The sequence below is a fragment of the Novosphingopyxis sp. genome (assembly GCF_965218915.1).
Taxonomy (GTDB): Bacteria; Pseudomonadota; Alphaproteobacteria; order Sphingomonadales; family Sphingomonadaceae; genus Novosphingopyxis.
On sequence record NZ_OZ244708.1, the window covers coordinates 1800092 to 1821654 of the forward strand.

Annotated in this window: 18 protein-coding genes; 9 read left to right on the plus strand and 9 right to left on the minus strand. The window is 64.7% G+C overall.

From position 1 onward, the window contains the following. Positions 1–103: 103 nt before the first annotated feature. From topA to plsY, 3 genes are all read right to left on the minus strand, one after another. Positions 104–2692 carry a type I DNA topoisomerase gene (topA, locus tag ACOQPC_RS08295; RefSeq protein WP_420605276.1) on the minus strand — a complete coding sequence of 863 codons (2589 nt, stop codon included), beginning with the start codon at positions 2690–2692 and terminating at the stop codon, positions 104–106. A gap of 275 nt (positions 2693–2967) precedes the next feature. Then, entirely contained in the window at positions 2968–4041 is a 1074-nt protein-coding gene (gene dprA, locus ACOQPC_RS08300) for a DNA-processing protein DprA (RefSeq protein ID WP_420605277.1), read from the minus strand. 22 nt (positions 4042–4063) lie between these two features. Then, a complete protein-coding gene (plsY, locus tag ACOQPC_RS08305) occupies positions 4064–4654 on the minus strand; it encodes a glycerol-3-phosphate 1-O-acyltransferase PlsY (protein WP_420605278.1) in 591 nt (196 codons plus the stop codon). A gap of 113 nt (positions 4655–4767) precedes the next feature. Here plsY and ACOQPC_RS08310 point away from each other — a divergent pair, with 113 nt between their 5' ends. From ACOQPC_RS08310 to ACOQPC_RS08335, 6 genes are all read left to right on the plus strand, one after another. Further along, complete coding sequence (locus tag ACOQPC_RS08310; protein WP_420605279.1) at positions 4768–5481, plus strand: EF-hand domain-containing protein; 714 nt, start codon at positions 4768–4770, stop codon at positions 5479–5481. A gap of 49 nt (positions 5482–5530) precedes the next feature. Beyond that, on the plus strand, positions 5531–6328 hold the full coding sequence (murI, locus tag ACOQPC_RS08315; protein ID WP_420605280.1) for a glutamate racemase: 798 nt from the start codon (positions 5531–5533) through the stop codon (positions 6326–6328). Positions 6329–6701: 373 nt separating this feature from the next. After that, on the plus strand, positions 6702–7922 hold the full coding sequence (gene hemA, locus ACOQPC_RS08320) for a 5-aminolevulinate synthase (protein ID WP_420608102.1): 1221 nt from the start codon (positions 6702–6704) through the stop codon (positions 7920–7922). Further along, positions 7919–8347 (plus strand): hypothetical protein, encoded by a 429-nt coding sequence (locus ACOQPC_RS08325; protein ID WP_420605281.1) that lies wholly within the window; start codon positions 7919–7921, stop codon positions 8345–8347. Before hemA ends, ACOQPC_RS08325 begins: the two co-directional genes overlap by 4 nt. An 867-nt stretch (positions 8348–9214) precedes the next feature. Continuing rightward, positions 9215–10243 (plus strand): ligase-associated DNA damage response exonuclease, encoded by a 1029-nt coding sequence (locus tag ACOQPC_RS08330; RefSeq protein ID WP_420605282.1) that lies wholly within the window; start codon positions 9215–9217, stop codon positions 10241–10243. Next, positions 10243–11820: a cisplatin damage response ATP-dependent DNA ligase gene (locus ACOQPC_RS08335; RefSeq protein WP_420605283.1), complete on the plus strand. Its 1578-nt coding sequence runs from the start codon at positions 10243–10245 to the stop codon at positions 11818–11820. The genes ACOQPC_RS08330 and ACOQPC_RS08335 overlap by 1 nt, the downstream gene beginning before the upstream one ends. On the opposite strand, the gene ACOQPC_RS08340 is transcribed toward ACOQPC_RS08335, so the two are convergent. The 3 genes from ACOQPC_RS08340 to ACOQPC_RS08350 form a co-directional block, all read right to left on the minus strand. Further along, positions 11817–12467 carry a class I SAM-dependent methyltransferase gene (locus tag ACOQPC_RS08340; RefSeq protein ID WP_420605284.1) on the minus strand — a complete coding sequence of 217 codons (651 nt, stop codon included), beginning with the start codon at positions 12465–12467 and terminating at the stop codon, positions 11817–11819. The two genes, ACOQPC_RS08335 and ACOQPC_RS08340, sit on opposite strands and share 4 nt — an antisense overlap. Positions 12468–12527: 60 nt before the next feature. Then, entirely contained in the window at positions 12528–13733 is a 1206-nt protein-coding gene (locus tag ACOQPC_RS08345; RefSeq protein WP_420605285.1) for a DUF3419 family protein, read from the minus strand. Between the two features lie 173 nt (positions 13734–13906). After that, positions 13907–14893 carry a threonine ammonia-lyase gene (locus ACOQPC_RS08350; protein WP_420605286.1) on the minus strand — a complete coding sequence of 329 codons (987 nt, stop codon included), beginning with the start codon at positions 14891–14893 and terminating at the stop codon, positions 13907–13909. A gap of 56 nt (positions 14894–14949) precedes the next feature. Here ACOQPC_RS08350 and ACOQPC_RS08355 point away from each other — a divergent pair, with 56 nt between their 5' ends. From ACOQPC_RS08355 to ACOQPC_RS08365, 3 genes are all read left to right on the plus strand, one after another. After that, a complete protein-coding gene (locus tag ACOQPC_RS08355; protein ID WP_420605287.1) occupies positions 14950–16158 on the plus strand; it encodes a saccharopine dehydrogenase C-terminal domain-containing protein in 1209 nt (402 codons plus the stop codon). Positions 16159–16288: 130 nt separating this feature from the next. Beyond that, on the plus strand, positions 16289–17461 hold the full coding sequence (locus ACOQPC_RS08360; protein ID WP_420605288.1) for a carboxynorspermidine decarboxylase: 1173 nt from the start codon (positions 16289–16291) through the stop codon (positions 17459–17461). A 172-nt stretch (positions 17462–17633) separates the two neighbouring features. Next, the gene (locus ACOQPC_RS08365; protein ID WP_420605289.1) at positions 17634–18836 is read left to right on the plus strand and encodes a type III PLP-dependent enzyme; all 1203 of its coding nucleotides are present in this window, start codon (positions 17634–17636) and stop codon (positions 18834–18836) included. A gap of 206 nt (positions 18837–19042) precedes the next feature. Here the strand turns inward: ACOQPC_RS08365 and ACOQPC_RS08370 are convergent, their stop codons facing one another. From ACOQPC_RS08370 to ACOQPC_RS08380, 3 genes are read right to left on the minus strand one after another with little or no spacing between them, the layout of a single operon-like run. Then, complete coding sequence (locus tag ACOQPC_RS08370) at positions 19043–20245, minus strand: class I SAM-dependent RNA methyltransferase (protein WP_420605290.1); 1203 nt, start codon at positions 20243–20245, stop codon at positions 19043–19045. After that, complete coding sequence (locus tag ACOQPC_RS08375) at positions 20242–20652, minus strand: hypothetical protein (RefSeq protein ID WP_420605291.1); 411 nt, start codon at positions 20650–20652, stop codon at positions 20242–20244. The genes ACOQPC_RS08370 and ACOQPC_RS08375 overlap by 4 nt, the downstream gene beginning before the upstream one ends. Next, positions 20649–21554: a 4-(cytidine 5'-diphospho)-2-C-methyl-D-erythritol kinase gene (locus ACOQPC_RS08380; RefSeq protein WP_420605292.1), complete on the minus strand. Its 906-nt coding sequence runs from the start codon at positions 21552–21554 to the stop codon at positions 20649–20651. Before ACOQPC_RS08380 ends, ACOQPC_RS08375 begins: the two co-directional genes overlap by 4 nt. Positions 21555–21563: the final 9 nt, after the last annotated feature.

A 21563-nucleotide genomic window follows, 5' to 3' on the forward strand; every position in this document is an offset into this window, starting at 1 on the left:
CAAAACCGTCATTCCAGCGAACGCCGGAATCCAGGGTTCAATAGCGCAAACCTAGATTCGATGAGGCCCTGGATCCCAGCTTTCGCTGGGATGACGAACTATGTTACCCGGACTTTGCCGCCGCTTTCTTGGCCGGCGCATTTTTCTTGGCGGTCGCTTTCTTCGGGGCGGCCTTTTTCACCGCAGCCTTCTTCTTCTTCGCCGGAGCCTTGCGTTTCTTCTTCGGCGGCGCCTTGGCGGCGCGTTCGTCGATCAGCTGGGCGGCTTCCTCCAGCGTCAGCTGGTCCTGGTCGACCGTCTTGGGGATCGTCGCGTTTACACTACCGTCGGTGACATAAGCGCCGTAACGGCCGTCCATCAGCTTGATCTCTTGGTCGGTGCGCGGATGCTTGCCGATAATCTTCAGCGGATCGCGCTGACCGCGGCCTTTGCCCTTGTTCGCGGCGGCCTCCGCCAGCTTGGCGACGGCGGCGTTCATGCCGGTCTCGAACACTTCGGCCGTGTTCTGCAGCTTGGCATATTTGCCGTCATGCCGCAGATATGGTCCGTAACGTCCTATCGCGGCTTCGATATCCTTGCCGGTTTCGGGATGCTGGCCGACGATGCGCGGCAAGGAGAGCAGCTCGATCGCCATCTTTAGATCGAGCTCGCCGGGAAGGTCCTCGGGGATCGATGCGCGTTTGGCCTCCTTGCCCTCGCCCGACTGGATGTAGGGGCCGAAGCGCCCGGTCTTGGTCTCGATCATTGCGCCGGTCGCGGGGTCCACGCCAAGCTCTTCTGGCTCTACCGACTCGCCCTTTTCACCGCCGGCCTGTGCAAACTGGCGGGTATATTTGCATTCGGGATAATTGGAGCAGGCCACGAATGCGCCGTAGCGGCCGCCCCGCAGCGACAGCTTGCCGTCCCCGCAGCGCGGACAGACGCGCGGATCGCTGCCGTCTCCCGTCTCGGGGAACAGATAGGGTGCCAGGAACTGGTCCAGCTCGGCGGTGATGTCGCTCGGCTTCTGCTCCATCACCTCTTCGGTCTTGGGCTTAAAGTCACGCCAGAAGGCGGCAAGCACCTTCTGCCAGTCGGCGCGCCCGCCCGAAACCTCGTCGAGCTCGTCCTCCAGCCCGGCGGTATAGTCATAAGCGACATAGCGCTCGAAAAAACGTTCGAGGAAGCCCGTCAGCAGCCGCCCGGTTTCCTCGGCCCAGAAGCGGTTGCCCTCGGTACGGACATAGCCGCGGTCCTTGAGCACCTGGATGATCGAGGCGTAGGTCGACGGCCGCCCGATCCCCAGTTCTTCCAGGCGTTTCACCAGGCTGGCCTCCGAAAAGCGCGGCGGCGGCTGCGTGAAATGCTGTTCGGCGTCGACGGCGTTCACAGCCGGCCGGTCGCCTTCGCGCATCATCGGCAAGAGCTTGCCGTCGTCGTCATCCCGCCCGCCACTCGAAAAATCGTCGCGGCCTTCCTGATAGACCGCGAGAAACCCCGGGAATTTCACCACCTGCCCATTGGCGCGCAGCACGATTTGCCCGGTGCCATCGGCAAAATCGACTGCGGTGCGCTCCATCTGTGCAGGCGCCATCTGGCTCGCCATCGCGCGTTTGAACACGAGGTCGTAGAGCCGCGCATGATCGCCCGATCCGGCCTTGTCCTTGCGGAAATCGGTTGGCCGGATCGCTTCATGCGCTTCCTGAGCATTTTTGGCTTTGGTACTGTAGAAGTTCGGTTTTTCCGGAATGTATCCGCCGTCGAACCGGTCCGCGATGGCTTTGCGCGCTTCGGAGATGGCGCTGCCGTCCATCTGCACGCCGTCGGTCCGCATATAGGTGATCGCGCCGTCCTCGTAGAGCTGCTGCGCGATGCGCATGGTGTGGCTGGCCGAAAAGCCCAGCTTGCGCGCGGCCTCCTGCTGCAATGTGGAGGTGGTGAAAGGCGGCGACGGGCGGCGCGTGACCGGCTTGGTTTCGACTTTCGAGACGATCAGGCTGGCCGCCTCGACCGCCGCCTTGGCCTCGGTCGCCACGCCTTCATCGCCGAGCGACAGCCGGTCCAGTTTCTCGCCGTCATACTGCGTCAGCCGCGCATCGAACGCCTGCCCGTCATGCTGCATGCGCGCGGTGACCGACCAATATTCCTGGGGCTTGAACGCCTCGATCTCGCGCTCGCGCTCGGCGATCAGCCGCAGCGCGACCGACTGGACCCGGCCGGCGGACTTGGCGCCCGGCAGCTTGCGCCACAGCACCGGCGAAAGCGTGAAGCCGACGAGATAATCGAGCGCGCGGCGGGCGCGGTAAGCGTCGATCAGGTCATGATCGAGCTCGCGTGGGTTCGCCATGGCATCGGTGACGGCTTTCTTGGTGATCGCATTAAAGGTAACGCGGCTGACCTCCTTAGGCAGCACCTTTTTCTGCGTGAGCAGTTCCTGCACATGCCAGCTGATCGCTTCGCCCTCGCGGTCGGGATCGGTCGCCAGGATCAGCCGGTCCGCCTTCTTGGCAAGATCGGCGATCTCCTTGATGCGCTTGGCCTTGTCGGCATAACCCTGCCAAGTCATGGCAAAGCCGTCGTCGGGATCGACCGACCCATCCTTGGGCGGCAGATCGCGGACATGGCCGTAGGAGGCCAGGACCTTGTAATCCTTGCCGAGATATTTCTCGATGGTCTTCGCCTTGGCCGGCGATTCGACGATGACTAATTGCATGGGGATGGGCGCTTTTCTATGGTGTCTCGCATATACGCGCGAGGCTGCTGGCGAACGGGAGCGCCCGTCAAGCTGGAAAATGAGACGGGGTCAAGTTCGGGGGCGACGTAGGTCTTGGTAATCGGGTTCGGGAAAGTCGGCGCCGGTAAATACAAAAAACCAACGTCATTCCGGGCTTGACCCGGAATCCAGGGCCCGACCAAAGTGCCCTAACGCCCCGGATCCCGGATCAAGTCCGGGATGACGATATTTTGACAAGCTTTCACGCAGACCATTCAGCTCAATCGCGCGCGCCCACCCGCGCCGCGCTCCAGCCGCCCGGCCAGTTCCAGTTCGAGCAGCACCATCTGGACGATCCCGGCAGGCTCGCCCGACTGGCGAACGAGTTCGTCGACGGCGACGAAATCATGACTGAGCAGGCCGCAAATTTTCGTGCGGCTGCCCTCCTCGGCATCGACCGGCTGCGGTGTAAAGCTCTCTGCCGGAGCCCGCACGGCGCGGTGATCGATCGGACCGATCAGCTCGGCGATGTCGGCGGCGGACTGCACCAGGATCGCGCCCTCGCGGATCAGCTGGTTGCAGCCTCTCGATCTAGGGTCCAGCGGGCTGCCGGGGATCGCCATCACCTCGCGCCCCGCCTCGCCCGCCAGCCGCGCGGTGATGAGCGAGCCGGAGCGCGGCGCTGCCTCGACCACCACCGTGCCCAGCGCCAGCCCCGCGATGATGCGGTTGCGGAAGGGGAAATGGCGCGCGCGCGGCTCGGTGCCGGGCGGCTGTTCGGCGAGCAGCAGGCCCTTGCTCGCGATCGCTTCCTGCAGTTCGCGGTTTTCGGGCGGGTAATGCACATCGAGCCCGCCCGCGACCACGCCGATGGTGCCCGCCTCGATCGATCCGGCATGGGCGGCGGTGTCGATCCCGCGCGCCAGACCGGAGACGACGGCGAACCCCTCGCCGCCCAGCTCGCGCGCCAGCCCGCGCGCGAAGCGGCAGGCCGAGGCCGACGCGTTGCGCGCGCCGACCATCGCCACGACCTTGGCGTCCAGCAGCGCGCGGTTGCCGCGATAGCCGATCACCGGTGGCGGGTTGTCGATCTCACCGAGCAGCGCGGGATAATCCGGACTGCCGAGGAACAGCAGCTCGGCACCCAGCGCCGCGATCCGCTGCAGTTCCGCCTCCACCGCGCGCGCATCGGCGAGCTTCGGAGCCCTGCCCCCGCCGCGCCGCGCCAGATCGGGCAGCGCCTGAATCGCCGCCCCGGTGCTACCGAACCGCGCGAGCAATTGCACGAATCCCACCGGCCCGATATTGGCCGAACGGATCAACCGCAGCCGATCGAATGCGTCTTCCATAATGCCTCCCCCCGAAGCGCGTTTATTTTTGCCCGACGCTGGGCTCCTGCCCCTTCATCAGCCGCGCGACATTGCCGCGATGCTTCCACAGCGTCAGCACGAAAAACCCCAGCAGCAGCCAGAGAAATTCGCCGCGTCCAAACATCAGCGCCGCGATCGGCGCGGAGGCCGCGGCCAGCAATCCCGCCAACGAACTGATCCGCAAAAGCGCCAGCGCGCCGAGCCAGACCACGGCGAACAACAGCCCGCCCTGCCAGAACAGGCCGAACATGATCCCGGCCAGCGTGGCGATGCCCTTGCCGCCGTCGAACCGCAGCCAGACCGGATACAGATGCCCGATGAACGCACCCGCCGCCGCGGCCTGCGCCACATAGATCGCTTCGTCCGGGAACAGCGCGCGCGCGATCAGCACCGCAGCCAGCCCCTTCAGCAGATCGAGCAGCAGCGTCGCCGCCGCCAGGCCCTTGCGGCCGGTGCGCAGCACATTGGTCGCACCGATGCTGCCCGATCCGATGCTGCGCAGATCGCCCGCGCCGAACAGGCGGGTGAGCAGCAGCCCGAAGGGAATCGAGCCAAGCAAATAACCGATGACGACTGCGTAAAGGAGAACCATGCCTTTCCATAACGCGCTGCGCGATTTTGTCTAAGCCTCTGATCGATCATGGCGCCGGTACCAGCCGGTCGTACTTTTCGGATCGCAGCGATGCCGATAGGATCGGCGGCGATATGAACGATCCCGACTACGATCCCGAACGACAGGCCGTTGCGCGTTTGACGGAGAAGGAACGCGAATGCCTGACGCGCTGGCTGCACCACGCCACCGCCAAGGAGATCGCGCTGGATCTCGGCATCACGCATCATGCCGTCGAGAAGAGATTGAAATCCGCACGGCAAAAACTGGACGTGTCGACATCGCTCGAAGCGGCGCGGCTGTTTGGGCGGGTGGAGGGCTACGGCCGGGCCGTATCCGGTTCGCCGGAGCTATCGATGGCGACCGAACCCTCTGACACCGCAAGGCACGCCGCCTCCCGGTCGGAAACCCCGGGCCTATCGCGGCGACGTGCCACGGTTTCCGGAGTAATTTTGATGAGCCTGTTTCTTGCCACTCTCGCGCTCGCCCTAGCCGGTCAGCCCACCATCCCGGCGGCGGTGCAGCCGAGCGCGCAGTCTTCCAACGTGACCTATCTGGGACCGGACCAGGATATCGGCCAGAGGATCGAACAATCCTTCGCCACGCTGGATCGTGACGGCTCCGGCTTCATCGAAAAGGCGGAAATGGAATCGATCAAGTTCACCTTGCTGGACAAACGGACATCCTCCGCCGCCGATCGAACGGTCCACACGCCCGCGCTTTCCGTCGCCGACGGTGACGGCGATGGCCGGGTCAGCCTGGCCGAATATCGCAACTGGTTCGAGAGGCTGCTGCCGTCCAAAAACTGACCGCGGCGATGATTGACCGGGACGGCGAACCGCGCCATGCGAACCGTTTATGGACGACGCCGCCCCCATCCTTCTGTTCGATTCCGGGGTCGGCGGATTATCGATCCTGCGTGCGCTGAAAGCCTCGGCACCCGGCGCCCCGATCGTCTACGCCGCCGATTTCGCCGGACTGCCCTATGGCGAGAAGACCGAGGCCGAGATCGCCGCGCGCGTGCCCGCGCTGCTCGGCCGGCTGGTCGAGCGCTATCGCCCGCGGCTCGTCGCGATCGCTTGCAACACCGCCTCGACCATCGCCCTGCCCCCGGTGCGCGCGGCGCTCGACATCCCGGTCGTCGGCACCGTGCCCGCGGTGAAGCCCGCCGCCGAGCGCACCCGAAGCGGCGTCATCGGCCTGATCGGCACCGCGGCGACGATCCGCCAGCCCTATGTCGACAATCTGCTCGAGCGATATGGCAAGGGTGCCACGCTGATCCGCGTCGCCGCGCCCGAACTGGTCGAGGCGGCCGAGCGCAAATTGCGTGGGCAAACGAACGATCCGGCGCTGTTCGCGGCCGTGATCGAACGGCTGCTGGCGCATTCCGAAGCACGCGGCATGGATGTCGTCGTGCTCGCCTGCACCCATTTCCCGCTGCTGATCGAGGAACTGGCCGAGGCCGCGCCGCCGGATCTCGCCTTGATCGACGGCGCCGAGGGCATCGCCCGGCGCATCCTGCATCTGTGCGAGACCGATTTCGCCGGCGTGGCACCGACGCGCGACCTGTTCGTCTCGACCGGGCCGGACGCGCAGGCCGAGGCTTATGCGCAGGCGCTGGCGGATTACGGACTGACGCGGTTCGAAAGTCTGTAGAGCTCGAGCATGTTCCGGCCCTTCTCCCGCCTGGGCGGGAGAAGGATGCGCAGCCCCGGATTTAATCCGGGGCGAAGTTGCCTGCCCCCGCGAAAGCGGGGGGATGAGGGTGGGTGGCGCGTCAGCGCCATCGATTAGGTCGATGCTGCTAGGCGCCCTCACCGCTGCGACTAGGTCCTGACCCTAAATTCCCCCGGATCAAGTCCGGGGTCATTGTCTCGCTCCTCTCCCGTGAACGGGAGAGGGAAAGGAATTGCCTTATTCCGAGACCAGCCGATTTCCCTTATTGCAAGCCGTTATCGCTGGATTTCCGCGCTTTTGCCGCCTATGTCCCCCGCAGACCGAAGCGACCACCGGCGGTATGCCCATGAGCCTGAATTACGATCACATCTTCGCCAAGGCCATCGACCGGCTGCACGAGGAGGGGCGCTACCGCGTCTTCATCGATATCCTGCGCAACAAGGGCGCCTATCCCAATGCCCGCTGCTTCGCGCACCACAACGGACCCAAACCGATCACCGTGTGGTGTTCCAACGATTATCTCGGCATGGGCCAGCATCCCAAGGTGGTCGCGGCGATGGAGGAGGCGCTGCACGATGTCGGCGCGGGTTCGGGCGGCACCCGCAATATCGGCGGCAACACCCATTATCATGTCGATCTGGAGCATGAGCTCGCCGATCTGCACGCCAAGGAAGGCGCGCTGCTGTTCACCTCCGGCTATGTCTCGAACGAGGCGACGCTGTCCACGCTCGCGAAAATCCTGCCCGGCTGCGTGATCTTTTCGGACGAGCTCAACCATGCCTCGATGATCGCGGGGATCCGGGGTTCGGGCTGCGAAAAGCGTGTGTGGCGCCACAACGACCTCGTCCATCTGGAAGAATTGCTGGCCGCGACCGATCCCGATCTCCCCAAGCTGATCGCGTTCGAGAGCGTCTATTCGATGGACGGCGACATCGCGCCGATCGCCGCGATCTGCGACCTCGCCGACACCTACAACGCGCTCACCTATTGCGACGAGGTCCACGCCGTCGGCATGTACGGTCCGCGCGGCGGCGGCATTACCGAGCGCGACGAGATTGCCGAGCGCGTGACGATCATCGAGGGAACGCTGGGCAAGGCGTTCGGCGTGATGGGCGGCTATATCGCCGCCGACAAGACCATCGTCGACGTGATCCGCAGTTATGCGCCGGGCTTTATCTTTACGACATCGCTCTCGCCGGTGCTGGTGGCCGGCGTGCTCGCCGCGGTGCGCCACCTTAAGGCCTCGTCCGAAGAACGCGATGCACAGCAGCGCCATGCCGCGATGCTGAAGACACTGTTTGTCGAGGCCGGCCTGCCGGTGCTGGAAAGCGAAACCCACATCGTCCCTCTGATCGTCGGCGATCCGGTCAGGGCCAAGCGCATCAGCGACATCCTGCTCGCCGAATACGGCATCTACGTCCAGCCGATCAACTACCCCACCGTGCCCCGCGGCACCGAACGCCTGCGCTTCACCCCCGGCCCGCAGCATGACGAGCCGATGATGCGCGAACTGACCGGGGCGCTGAGCGAAATCTGGGGCCGGCTCGAGCTGGAAAAGATCAGGGCGGCGTGATCCTCGCACTGCTCCTGGCCGCGAGCACGCCCGAAGCGCAGGAACTCGGCGAGCGCCTGGCGCGCACCGGCACGCTGGCCAGCCTCGCGCCCCTGCTGCTCGAAAAGGACACCGAGGAGCTGATCGCGGAACAGCCCGATCTCACCGCCGACGAACAGGCCGAGCTACGCACCATCGCCAAGGCTACCGGCGCGCGGTTGCTCGAACGCGTCACGAGCGTGGAAGGCGCCGCCTATGCCGAGCAACTCAGCGTGGTAGATCTGCGTGCCTTGGTCATGTTTGCGCAGAGCGAGGTTGCCAAACGCCAGCGCGCAGTGACCCCGGCGGTCATCGTCCAGACCATGACCGCGATGGGCGAGATCGATTTCAAGAGCGAAGTCGCCGAGGCGATGTGCAGCGCGAGCGGGAAGCTGTGCGACCGGTAACCGGCGCTTAGGTGATTTGTAATTGACGAATATCGCACAGGCGCTGCCGGTACGAGGCTATGCTCAACCCGTTCTGGTTTCAGGGCCGCCGTTTGACGACAATGCCAAGTCCTCGTCGCTCCCTTCAGAGGCGGAGCCCATCGCGCCTCTGAAGGGAGAAGCATGCCGCCGCACATCGGTTCGTCGATGCCCTGCTGCCAGCCCTTCGCGTCTTTGCGTCTTCGCGTGAAACAAAAAAGGGGTTGCTCACGCGAAGACGCAAAGACGCGAAGAAAATGGGAAGACTCAGGATGCATTGAGGCTTGGCCGAAATGCATTTTCAAGCCGAATTCCGCTACTTACCAATGCCGCGTTCAACGTGGTTCTCCGTGGCAGTTCGGCTGGCGGAGCTCTTTTCGCCCACGCGAAAAAAAAGCTGTCCTACACGCGTTGGATTGGCGCATAGACTCGTCGATGTCGCCGCCCTCCGCCTCGCTGTTGCCATGCCGTTCCGGCGCCGGCCTTCCCCTTTTCCACTCTGGACAGTGTGACCCGTGTGACCCTGGCGCGCGGCTGTTCGCTCCCGGACGCCGCGAAGCGTATGAAGCCGCGCGGCACTCAATCGCTTGGAACCGCGGCCCGGCCCGCTGCGACGGGACGATTTCGGCTGGGTTTTGGAAGGCAGCGGTTTCTTGCTCCTGGACAGTGTGAAGCGTGTGAAGCTGGCCCTTTGCCTTTTTGCTCCTGGACAGTGTGAAGCGTGTGAAGCTGGCCCTTTGCCTTTTTGCTCCTGGACAGTGTGAAGCGTGTGAAGCTGGCCCTTTGTCTTTTCGCTCCTGGACAGTGTGAAGCGTGTGAAGTTGATGGCGCATCCCGCCGCTTGGAACCATGGTCCATACCGCTTATCTTGCCTTCATGCCCGCCGAACACTGGATTGAGCCGCACCCGACCGGCATCTACGTCAAACCCGCCGATGCGTGGATCGACCCCTCGACCCCGCGCCCGCGGGCGCTCGTAACACACGGCCATGCCGATCACGCGCGCGGCGGCCATGGCGCGGTCTGGGCCACGCCGGAGACGCTGGCGATCATGGGCCTGCGCTACGGCGTCGAGGCGGAGGGCAACGCGGTGTCCTATGGCGAGGAGGTCGATCTGGGCGGCGGCGTAACCGCAAGCTTCCATCCCGCCGGCCATGTGCTCGGATCGGCGCAGATATTGCTGCAACATCGGGGCGAGCGCGTGGTCGTGACCGGCGATTACAAACGGCGCGCGGACCCGACCTGCCCACCGTTCGAGGTGGTCGAATGCGATGTCTTCATCACTGAGGCGACCTTTGGTCTGCCCGTGTTCAAGCATCCCGATACGAGCGAGGAAGTGGCCAAGCTGCTCGCGGCGCGCGCGGCGCATCCGGACCGCTGCATCCTGGTCGGCGCCTATGCGCTGGGCAAGGCGCAGCGGGTGATCGGCGAGCTGCGGGATGCGGGATACGGGGAAACCATCTATCTCCACGGTGCGCTGGAAAAGATGTGCCTGCTCTACGAGGAACTGGGCGTCGCCCTCGGCCCGCTGGCGCTGGTGGCGGAGCGCAAGAAGGAGGAGCTGAAGGGCACAATCGTGCTCGCCCCGCCCTCGGCCCTCAACGACCGCTGGAGCCGCCGTCTGCCCGACCCGGTGACGGCGATGGCATCGGGCTGGATGCGCGTGCGCCAACGCGCCCGCCAGCGCAATGTCGAGCTGCCGCTGGTCATCTCGGACCATGCCGACTGGGACGAGCTGACGCGCACGATCGAGGAGGTCGCGCCGAACGAAATCTGGGTGACCCACGGGCGCGAGGAGGCGCTGGTCCACTGGTGCGCGATGCGCCAGATGAAGGCGCGGGCGCTGGCGATGGTCGGGCGCGAGGACGAGGACGACTGATGCGCGCCTTCGCCGAACTGCTCGACCGGCTGGTCTACACGCGCTCGCGCAACGCCAAGCTGGCGCTGATCGCCGACTATCTGGTTGCCGCCCCCGATCCGGACCGGGGCTGGGCGCTGGCCGCGCTGACCGGGGAGCTCGACCTCAAGGCGGTGAAAGCCACGCAGATCCGGGCGATGGCCGACGCGCGGTTCGATCCGTCGCTGTTCCGCATGAGCCGCGATTATGTCGGCGACACGGCCGAAACCGTGGCGCTGATGTGGCCCGATCCGCCGGACGGCGCGCGGGATGGCGGCGATCTGTCCCTCTCCTCGATCGTCGACCAGCTCGGCGAGGTGAGCCGCGCCAGGGCGCCGGCGCTGCTTGCAGAGCTGATGGACCGGCTCGACGCCAATGGCCGCTATGCGCTGCTCAAGCTCGCCAGCGGCGGCATGCGTGTGGGCGTGTCTGCGCGGCTCGCCAAGACCGCGGTGGCGCAGGGCTTCGGGCTCGATGTGGACGATGTCGAGGAGGTGTGGCACGCGCTGACGCCGCCCTATGTGGAACTGTTCGCCTGGGGCGAGGGCCGGACGGACCGCCCCGACCCGGAGGGCACCCCCTATTTCCGGCCGTTCATGCTCGCCCATCCGCTGGAGGAAACCCGCGTCGATCTCGCCGATTACGCCGCCGAGTGGAAATGGGACGGCATCCGCGTCCAGCTCGTCGGCACGCACGGCGCGGTCCGGCTCTACAGCCGCGGCGGCGACGACATCACCGGCGGCTTTCCCGATATCGCCGGCGCGTTCGCGGCCGATGCCGTGGTCGACGGAGAACTGCTCGTGCGAGGCGATGTCCAAGGGGGGCAGGCGGCCAGCTTCAACGCGCTGCAGCAGCGGCTCGGGCGCAAGACGGTCTCGGCCAATATGCTGAGAGACTACCCCGCCTTCGTAAGGCTCTACGATGTCCTGATCGAGCGCGGCGAGGACCTGCGCGCGCTGCCCTGGACGGAGCGGCGGCGGCGGCTCGAGGCGTTCGTGCCGACCCTCGACGGCGGCCGCTTCGACCTCTCCGAGCTGATTGCGGCGGACAGCTACGATCAGCTGGCCAAAGTGCGCGATGGCGCGCGCGACGCCGCGATCGAGGGGGTGATGCTGAAGCGCAGGGACAGCCCCTATATCGCGGGCCGCAGGACCGGCCTGTGGTACAAATGGAAGCGCGATCCGCTGAACGCCGATTGCGTGATGATGTACGCCCAGCGCGGCTCGGGCAAGCGGTCGAGCTTTTACTCGGACTATACCTTCGGTTGCTGGACCGAGGAGGACGAGCTGCTGCCCGTCGGCAAGGCCTATTCGGGCTTCACCGACGAGGAGCTGAAGATGCTCGACCGCTTCGTGCGGCAGCACACGGTGGGCCGCTTCGGGCCGGTGCGCGAGGTGGAGAAGACGCTCGTGCTGGAAGTCGCCTTCGATTCGATCCACGACAGCAAGCGCCATAAATCGGGTCTCGCCATGCGTTTTCCCCGCATATCCCGCATCCGCAAGGACAAGCCGGCCGAGGAAGCGGACCGCATCGCGACACTGCGGAGGATGGTGACCTAACGCTTCTTTCCCACCTCCGCCGCCCAGGCATAGCCGCCGTAGAGCCGCTCGAATTCGACCGCATGGCCCTCGCGGTAAAGGCGGTCGATCAGTTCCGGCAGCTCCTTGCGCGCGGCCACGTGGAAGCGGTCCAGCCAGGCGTAGAGCCCGGCGCGGAACAGCCTGGGCAGGCGTTCCTGCTGTCCGAAGTCGACGAGGTGGAGCCGTCCGCCCGGCGTCAGTGCGGCAATGCCCTGGTGGATCGCGGTCTGCCAGTCGGGGATCATGGAGATGGCGTAGCTGATATAGGCGCGGTCCACCGCGTGGACGCCGAACAACGCCTCAAGGTCGAAATCCGCTGCGTCGCCCAACGCCAGCGTCACCCGATCCTCCAACCCCGCCCGCGCCACCGCGGCGCGCGCGCTCGCCAGCATCTCCTCGCTGATGTCGAGCCCATAGCAACGGGCTTCCGGATAGGCCCGCGCCGCCGCCACCAGATTGCGGCCGGTGCCGCACGCGATCTCCAGCACGGTGCCGCCCGGCGGCGGCTGCAGCCGCGCGATCAGCCGGTCCCGCCCGAGCAGGAAATATTTGCGGGTGACGTCGTAGAAATGACGCTGGATTTTGTAGATCGCGTCCATCTGATGGGCGTGGGTCGAATCGGTCATGACGGGCTCGGCTCCGAATTCGGGGGCGGGGTACGCGATTATACTGCTCGCGCACGCGCTTCATCTCAGCGCATACATATGCACGCCGCCATAGATCGAACTGCGGTCCCGCGCGGTATAATCCTTCGATTCCGCCGCGCGGTAATTCCAGCGCTCCAGCAGCGTATCGGGCAGCCGGCCGGGCAGCAAACTCGCTTCCGCGGCTGTGCGGAACAACACGCGCGCATCGGGGCGAGCAGTGCGGGTGATCTCGGTCCACAGCTCGGTCAGCTGCGCGTCGCTCATCCAGTCCTGCGCATCCAGGAGAATGTACCGGTCATGGCTCCGGTCGTCCGCTCCGGCCAGATGATCGGTCATGCTGATGTGGCGCACCATTACCCGCTCCGCCCGCGCGCGAACGTCCTCGAAATGCCGCTCCTGCAGATAGGGCGGCAGCGGCGCGCCCGCGCCCTTGCCATAGCCGCGCCCGAACGCCTGCCAGGCGAAATAATTGTCCTCCAGCGCGAAGTCGCAGGCGAGCTTTTCCAGCCGTGCGCGCAGAACGTCGGACATCCTGGCGTCACCCGCCAGCGCCTCGAACTGCGCCGGAGGAATGCCGAGGCCGAACAGACTGGCGGGCTGATCGGTCAGCCAGCGGATGAACTTCTTGTCGAAGATCGGCGCGAGTCGCGTCTCGAAGATTTTACGCTGCTCCTCCAGAGTTTCGGCCTCGAGCAGTTCCCTGGGATCGATCCGGTAGAGCCGCGCCACCAGATGCGCCATGCCGATAAACCCGCCGAGCAAACCGCGCTTGTAAACGCCCTTGGCAAAGCCCCGGATGCGGCGGCGACCGGAGAGATCGCGCCCCTCCCAATAGGCGCGGCTGGTCTCGTCCAGATGCGGACGGACATGAATTTCGTAGGCCGCGATATTGTCCTTGCGGTCGGCCTCGGCGAAGAAGCGGCGGAAGGCGGCGTAATCGGGCAGGTGCCGGGCCGCGGCCAGCTTCAGATGGGCGAGCGCGATATGCGCGGTGTTGAGATCGACCGCGACGATCTCGGCCGGATCGGCGGTGAGATAGGACAGCACATTGCACCCGCCGCTGGCGATGGTGGCGACGCGGTGCTCTGGCGCGATCTGCAGCGCCTCCATGTCGACCACCGGGTCTTCCCAAATCTGCGCATAGACGAGGCCCTTGAAGGCAAAGGCGAAAGCGCGGTCCCACAATTTGCCGCCGCCCTCATGGCCGATCACGGCCTGTTCGATCTTGCGGTTATTGCTGGGCATATTTGTATGGGTCCTGGAGTTTCGGAGGGCATGCTCCAAATTCGCCGTCATTGCGAGGAGCCGTTAGGCGACGAAGCAATCCAGAGCGGATGCAGCGCTGCAGGCGCCCTGGATTGCTTCGCTTCGCTCGCAATGACAATGATCTTTACCGCTAGGTTACATGCGTTACGGCGCTATGACGCCATCCCCGTCAGCCATTCAAACGTCGCCGGATCGACATTGCCGCCCGACAGCGTGAGGGCGGTGCGCGAAGTTGGCGTCACTTTTCCCGACAGCACCGCCGCCAGCGCCACCGCGCCTCCGGGCTCGACAATGCGGCCGAGCTCATCTTTCGCGACGCACATCGCTTCGGCCACGTCGGCCTCGCTCACCGCCACGCCGATAGCACCGCGCGCGCGCAGGATTTCAAAGGTCAGCGGCGAGACGCGTAACGTCTGCAGCGCGTCGCAGAAGGTGCGCGGCGGGTTGGGGCCGACCGGCTCGATGACGCCGTGACGCAAGGACCGTCCCATGTCGTCCCAGCCCTCGGGTTCGACGATGACGATTTCGGCATCCGGATTGGCCAGCGCGCTGCCCGAGGACAGACCGCCGCCGCCGCAACAGATGACGAGTTGATCCGGCGGCTCCCCGATCGCTTCGATCATCTGCTGGCGGATTTCGGCCCCGCAGCTCCCCTGCCCCTCGATGATCCAGGGATCGTCGAAGCTGGGGATGATGGTGGCCCCGGTCTTGGCGGAAATATCTGCGGCGATGTCTTCCCGCGAGTCGGTCAGACGCTCGTAGAATACGATCTCGGCGCCGAGTGCGCGGGTGCCGTCGACTTTGGGTTTGGGAGCGTCCGACGGCATGACGATGGTCGCCCCGATAGCCCTGCGCTTCGCTGCCCAAGCCACCCCTTGCGCATGATTGCCGCTGGAAAAGGCGATCACACCGCGCGCGGCCTGGCTCTTGGTCAAATCCGCGATGCGGTGGATGCCCCCGCGAATCTTGAACGCGCCGATCGGCTGGTCGCACTCGGCCTTACACCAGATCGTCACGCCGTCGAGCACGAGCGGAAGCAACGGGGTGGGCGGCAGGATGGCGGCGATCCGGGCGGCGGCCCGCGCCACGCCTTCCGCCGAGGGCTTGCGCGCGGGATCGGTCTGTCCTTGTCCGGTCATGGCAGCGGGCTATATGCGTGACCTTCCCCACTCCCAAGAGATTTCGCGGAGACGATATGAGCAAGGTTCTGGTGATCGGCGCGGGCGGCGTCGGATCGGTCGCGGTCCACAAGATGGCGATGAATGCTGGGATATTCAGCGAGATCGCGCTGGCCAGCCGTACCAAGAGCAAATGTGATGCCATCGCCAAATCGGTGAAGGAGCGCACCGGCGTCTCGATCACGACGCATCAGATCGATGCCGATGACGTGCCGGCAACAGTGGCGCTGATCCGTGACCTCAAGCCGAAGCTCGTCGTCAATCTCGCGCTGCCATACCAAGATCTCAACATCATGGATGCCTGCCTGGAAACCGGCGTGCATTATATGGACACCGCGAACTACGAACCGCGCGATCAGGCCAAGTTCGAATATCACTGGCAATGGGCCTATCAGGAGCGCTTCGAAAAAGCGGGGCTGATGGCGCTGCTCGGCTCCGGCTTCGATCCGGGCGTCACCAGCATATTCGCGGCGTGGCTCAAGAAACACAAGCTCGATACGATCGAACAGCTCGACATTTTGGATTGCAATGGCGGCGATCACGGCCAGGCCTTTGCGACGAATTTCAACCCGGAAATCAACATCCGCGAGGTCACCGCGCCCGCGCGCCATTGGGAAAATGGCGAATGGATCGAGACACCTGCGATGCGGGTCTCGGAGAAGTTCGAGTTCGAGGGCATTGGCGAAAAGACCATGTACATGATGTATCATGAGGAGCTGGAGAGCCTCGCCAAATTTCTGCCCGAACTCAAGCGCGCGCGCTTCTGGATGACCTTTGGCGAAGAATATATCAAGCATCTCACCGTGTTGCAGAATGTCGGCATGACGCGGATCGATCCGGTGATGTATGAGGGCAAGGAGATCGTGCCGCTGCAGTTTTTGAAGGCCGTGCTGCCCGAGCCATCGAGCCTGGGCGAGACCACCAAGGGCAAGACCAATATCGGCGATATCGCCACCGGGATGGCCAAGGATGGCGAGCGGCGCACCTATTACATCAACAATATCTGCGACCATGAGGATGCGTTCGCCGAGACCGGCAACCAGGCGGTGAGCTACACCACGGGCGTTCCCGCGATGATTGGCGCGGCGATGATCCTGACCGGAGCGTGGAGCGGAGACGGCGTGTTCAACATGGAGGATTTCGATCCCGATCCGTTTATGGCCATGCTGAATGATCACGGCCTGCCGTGGCAGGTGGCGGAGCTGGACGGGCCGGTGGCGTTTTAGTCCCCTCTCCCCTCCAGGGAGAGGGTCAGGGAGAGGGCAGTCGGCTACTTTTCACATTAATATCAAGGGCCGGGTCGGGCATGCCTCCCTCTCCCCGGCCCTCTCCCCCCGAGGGGGAGAAGGAGACAATATGCAGACCCAGGCCGGTGATCCGGGCGCCTTTGCCCATTTCGATCTTACCCGCGTGCCCTCGCCCGCTTTTGTGGTAGACGCGGCGAAACTGCGCGCGAACCTCGCAATCCTGGCGGACGTCAAGCATCGCTCGGGCGCGAAAATTCTATCCGCGTTGAAAGCCTTTTCGATGTGGGAGGTGGCGCCGCTGCTCGGGGAATATCTCGACGGCGTGGCGACGTCCGGGCTGTGGGAGGCGCGGCTGGCGTTCGACAAATATGAGGGTGAGATCGCGACCTATTCGCCCGCGTTCAAGGCCGAGGACTTGTCCGAGATCGCGGCGGTGTCCGATCACATCATCTTCAATTCGCCGGACCAGATCGCGCGCCACGGCAAGGCGATCATCGGCCTGCGCGATGCCGGCGAGCAGTTCGACATCGGCCTGCGCATCAACCCGCTCCACACCGAGGGCGAGGTGGCGAAATACGACCCCTGCCAACCGCACAGCCGCCTGGGCTTCCCCGTAGACCAGCTCGTCGACGCGCATATCGAGGCGATCGACGGCATCCATTTCCATACATTGTGCGAGCAGGGGTTCGAGCCGCTTTACCGCACCTGGGAAGCGATCGTGCCCTGGCTGGAACCCTATATCGACAAGCTCAAATGGCTGAACTTCGGCGGCGGACACCATATCACCCGCGATGATTACGAACGCGACGAGCTGGTCGAGTTTCTCCACGACGTCGCCGAAACCACCGGCTGCGAGATCTATCTGGAGCCGGGCGAGGCGATCGCGCTCGACGCCGGTATCCTGGTCGGCGAACTGCTCGACGTGATGGACAACGGCATGCCCGTGGGCATCACCGATATCAGCGCCACCTGCCACATGCCCGATCTGATCGAGGCACCGTACCGCCCCGCCATGCTGGGCGAGGCCCGCGAGGGACCGGTGATCCGGCTGGGCGGGCCATCCTGCTTGGCCGGGGACATCATCGGCGATTATCGCCTGCCCGGCCCGGTGGAGCCGGGGCAGCGCTTCGCCTTTCTCGATCAGGCGCATTATTCGATGGTGAAGACCACCACCTTTAACGGCGTGCCGCTGCCGTCGATCTGGTTGTGGGATAGCGAGACCGACGAGCTGCGCGAGGTCCGCCGCTTCGACTGGACCACGTTCCGCGACCGGCTGAGCTGAGGAAAGGGAACAGCCCGACCGCGCGCCCGTTCTCTCCTCAATGACGGATTTCTGCCGCAAAACCCTTTACAGCCGCTTTGCCCGTTCATATATCGCGCTTCCGCTGCCCCATGGGGACTTCCAAACCGCAAGGCAGCTTTGATCGGAAATTACACCCTGGGGGTCCCTTGAATTGCACGATTTTCCCGACGCTCTCGCTGTAGTCCGGGCCACCGCGCCCGACGAACCGGTAACGCTTGTTCGCCCGCATGCCGCGGAGCGCGCCGCGCGTTTCTTCGTGGAGAATTTCCGCGGCAAGACGCTTTATGCGGTCAAGGCGAACCCCTCGCCCGCATTGCTCCGGACGCTGTGGCGTTCGGGCGTGACGCATTATGACGTCGCCTCGATCGCCGAGGTCCGCCAGACCCGATCCGCGCTGCCGCAGGCCAAGCTGTGCTTCATGCATCCCGTCAAAGCCGAGAGCGCCATTGCCGAGGCCTATGCCAGGCACGGCGTACGCACCTTTTCGCTCGACAGCCATGAAGAGCTCGAGAAAATCCTGCGCGCCACCGATCATGCGGCCGATCTCGACCTGTTCGTGCGCATTCGCGTACCCAGCGACCATGCCCAGCTCAGCCTTGCCGCGAAGTTTGGGGCGCAACCCTATGAAACTGCCAAGCTTCTTATGGCCACGCGCCAAGCCTCCGATGGTCTTGGCATCTGTTTTCACGTCGGCAGCCAAGCGATGACGCCGCATGCCTATGTTGCCGCGATCGAGCGCGTGCGCGCGGCTATCGTAGAGGCCTCGGTGCTGGTCGATTACATTGATGTCGGTGGCGGCTTTCCATCGATCTATCCCGGTCTTACGCCCCCACCGCTCGAGCAATATTTCGATACCGTCTACCGTGCCTATTGGGACCTGCCGATCAGCTATTCGGCCGAACTCTGGTGTGAGCCGGGCCGGGCGCTTTGCGCGGAATACAACTCGATCATCGTCAAGGTGGAACGCCGCCGCGAGAACGAGCTTTATATCAACGACGGCGCCTATGGCGCGCTGTTCGATGCCGCGCATATCGGCTGGCGCTTCCCAGTGAAGCTGCTGCGCGGTGACGGCGAACCAGATAAGGCCGAGTTGGCCGAATTCAGCTTTTACGGCCCCACCTGCGACGATCTCGACCACATGGCGGGCCCGTTTTTGTTGCCTGCCGACACAAAGGTCGGCGATCATATCGAGATCGGCATGCTCGGGGCCTATGGATCGGCGATGCGCACGCAGTTCAACGGTTTTGGAACCAACGGCTGCTTCGTCGTGGCAGATGAGCCGATGGACAGCCTCTATCGCGGCGGCAACGTTGTGCCGGCGGCTGACAATGTGGTGGCGATCGGCAAGCGCTGAGAAATGCAGGCATGGCGCACGCGTGTTGATTGTGATAGAACGACGTCATTCGCTGCCCAACCCACAACCCAGGGCGCGGTTGCACTGTTGTTCCAGTCTGAATTTTGGATCAATTCCGCGATGACTTTACACGGCAGAGGTATGCGCTTTCTTCAATCATGGACGGCGTCCGGCGGGCGGCGTCAATAAGTTCTTGTGGGTGCGCCTTAGCGCTCGAACGCGCCGACCAGTTCGACATGGGTAGACCAACGGAACTGCCCGACTGGCGTCACCCTCTTCAGCCTGTAACCGCCCTCGATCAGCCGGCCTGCGTCCTTGGCGAAGCTGGCCGGATTGCAGCTGACATAGGCGATCCGCGGGGTTTTGGCATCGGCAAGGCGAATTGTCTGTTCGCGCGCGCCGGCGCGCGGCGGATCGAGGATTACGGCATCGAACCGGTCGAGCTCGGATGTTTCCAGCGGGCGGCGGAACAGATCGCGATGCTCGGCGATGGCATGCAGCCGTGCGGCATCGGCGCCCGCCTTCAGGCTCTCGATCGCGGCGCGGTCGGCCTCGGCGGCATAGACCCGCGTGCCCGCGTTCATCGACAGCGCAAAGGTGCCCAAACCGGCGAACAGGTCCGCCACCGTGGCAGCATCACCCACCGCCCGTTTCACGCCCAAAAGTAGAACCGCCTCGCCGTCCTGAGTGGCCTGCAGGAACGCGCCGGGCGGCAGCGGCACCGCGATCGTGCCAAAACTGATCGTGACCGGGCGCGGTTCCCAGCGTGGCTCCGGACCATGACCTTCGTCGACACAAATCCGCGCGAGGCGATGCGCCTCGGCGAAATCAATGATGGCGTCATGGCCCCCCATCCCGTCGAACCGCGCGCCCTTTATCGCGACGTCGACGCCCTGATCGGCGATGGCGAGGATGATCTCCGCGCCGCCGCCCTTGGGCAATCGATTGGCGAGGAGTCTCCGGAGAGGCGCGACCATCTCGAACAGCCGCGGATCGATTACCTCGCATTGCATCATGTCGACGACATGATGGCTGCGTTCCTTGGTGAAGCCGATGCGCGGGCCCTTGGGGCCATTGATCGCGTGCAACACGGCACGGCGGCGGCTGCGCGGCGGCGAGAGATGAACAGGCGCCACCTCATCGGCGGTGATATTCTGCGATACCAGCGCGTTGAGCACGCGATCTCTGACAAAGTCGGAAAGCGCCGTATCGTCGAGATGCTGCAACTGGCAGCCGCCGCATTCGGGGAAATGGCGGCACACCGGCTGCGCGTGATGCGGTCCGGGGGTGATGCTGCCATCGGCCGCGACATGATCGCCCGGCGCGGTCAGCGCGACATGGCGGCCGTCTTCGGTCAGCCCGTCGCCATGCGCGGCGACGCGCAGCACGATGCCGCCGCTGTCGCTCATTGCGCTTGCAGGGCGGGCTTGGCGCTTCCGGACTGAATCCGGGCGGGCAGTCGGTAACGATCTTCGCCCGCGGTCATCTCGATCATGTCTTTCTCGAGCAGCTTGATCTGCGTGTCGTCGAACCCGTCGGCGGCGATCAGGCCGCGCCCGTCGGTTACGATCTCGAAGCGCTGGAAGCCGCCATCGGGATGATGGATGATCAGCAGCTCGCGGTCTGGCCCGGAAATGCGATCGGTGGTGCAATTGTGCGAGAAACGCACGGCGCCGGCCAGCGCGCAATCGATCTTGCCGGCGGCGGTCTGGATATTATCTTGCTCCGCTTCGGCCTCGGCCAACTCGGCGTTATCGGGCTTGCTGCTGCAGGCGGCGAGAAGGATCAGCGGGATGAGGATAAAGATGCGCGTCATGACGCCATCGTCTGTGGCCCTGCTGATGCTGCAGTGCAAGCGGATCGGCGCATTCGTCCCGTCATGGTCCAGATCGCGGGAAAGCGCGCGCGCATGGCGTTGGCTGACGTCACGGCGTCATGATGGCTGTCATATAGTGCGAAACAGGTCGCGCCCGAACCGGACATGCGAACCCGCTCGCTTTCCTCGCGCATAGCGGCAAGCAGGGTGCCGATCGCCGGGACCAGCGCGATGGCGGGGGGTTCGAGATCGTTGCGGGCCTCGGCGAACAGCGCGTCCAGATCGGACGCGGGCAGCGCGCCGCCGTCCTTGCCATCCCAGCGCCGGAAAATGTCGGCGGTGGCGACCGGAACGCCCGGATTGGCGAGCAGGATATGCTGGTCCGAGAGGCCTGGGACATCGACAAAATCGAGCGCGATGCCGGTGCCGCGACCGATCGCGCTGCGGCTGTGGAGGCAGGCGGGCACGTCCGCGCCCAGACCGGCGGCGAGCGGTTCGTAATGTGCGAGCGGACGATCGAGGCCCCAGAGCCGGTCGAGCAGCCGAATCGCCGCCGCCGCGTCGGCCGATCCTCCGCCAATGCCGGAGGCGACCGGCAAGCGCTTGTCTAGCGTCAGCGCGGCGCCGCGGCCCGGAGCGAAGCTCTCCGCCATCGCCCTGGCCGCCCGCAGCACGAGATTGTCGTCCACGTCTCCATCGAGTTTAGCCGAAAAGGGGCCTTCGATCGCCAACGACAAGGCTTCGGCATGGTCCGCCGTAAGCCGGTCGCCATCGTCAACAAAAGCGAACAGCGTTTCGATGGCGTGATAGTCTGCTGCCATGCGCCCGCGCACATGCAGCGCCAGGTTGATCTTGGCGAACCCGGTTTCCTGCTCAGGTATCTCCTGTTCAGACTTGGTCACAGGACTACC

Bases quoted from the DNA above. Each gene is read 5' to 3' on its own strand.
- ACOQPC_RS08345 (WP_420605285.1), bottom strand. From the start codon at position 13,733: ATGCCCAGCAATAACCGCAAGATCGAACAGGCCGTGATCGGCCATGAG.
- ACOQPC_RS08335 (WP_420605283.1), top strand. From the start codon at position 10,243: ATGCGCGCCTTCGCCGAACTGCTCGACCGGCTGGTCTACACGCGCTCG.
- ACOQPC_RS08310 (WP_420605279.1), top strand. From the start codon at position 4,768: ATGAACGATCCCGACTACGATCCCGAACGACAGGCCGTTGCGCGTTTG.
- ACOQPC_RS08350 (WP_420605286.1), bottom strand. From the start codon at position 14,893: ATGACCGGACAAGGACAGACCGATCCCGCGCGCAAGCCCTCGGCGGAA.
- ACOQPC_RS08375 (WP_420605291.1), bottom strand. From the start codon at position 20,652: ATGACGCGCATCTTTATCCTCATCCCGCTGATCCTTCTCGCCGCCTGC.
- plsY (WP_420605278.1), bottom strand. From the start codon at position 4,654: ATGGTTCTCCTTTACGCAGTCGTCATCGGTTATTTGCTTGGCTCGATT.
- topA (WP_420605276.1), bottom strand. From the start codon at position 2,692: ATGCAATTAGTCATCGTCGAATCGCCGGCCAAGGCGAAGACCATCGAG.
- murI (WP_420605280.1), top strand. From the start codon at position 5,531: ATGGACGACGCCGCCCCCATCCTTCTGTTCGATTCCGGGGTCGGCGGA.
- dprA (WP_420605277.1), bottom strand. From the start codon at position 4,041: ATGGAAGACGCATTCGATCGGCTGCGGTTGATCCGTTCGGCCAATATC.
- ACOQPC_RS08370 (WP_420605290.1), bottom strand. From the start codon at position 20,245: ATGAGCGACAGCGGCGGCATCGTGCTGCGCGTCGCCGCGCATGGCGAC.
- ACOQPC_RS08330 (WP_420605282.1), top strand. From the start codon at position 9,215: ATGGTCCATACCGCTTATCTTGCCTTCATGCCCGCCGAACACTGGATT.
- ACOQPC_RS08355 (WP_420605287.1), top strand. From the start codon at position 14,950: ATGAGCAAGGTTCTGGTGATCGGCGCGGGCGGCGTCGGATCGGTCGCG.
- ACOQPC_RS08340 (WP_420605284.1), bottom strand. From the start codon at position 12,467: ATGACCGATTCGACCCACGCCCATCAGATGGACGCGATCTACAAAATC.
- ACOQPC_RS08360 (WP_420605288.1), top strand. From the start codon at position 16,289: ATGCAGACCCAGGCCGGTGATCCGGGCGCCTTTGCCCATTTCGATCTT.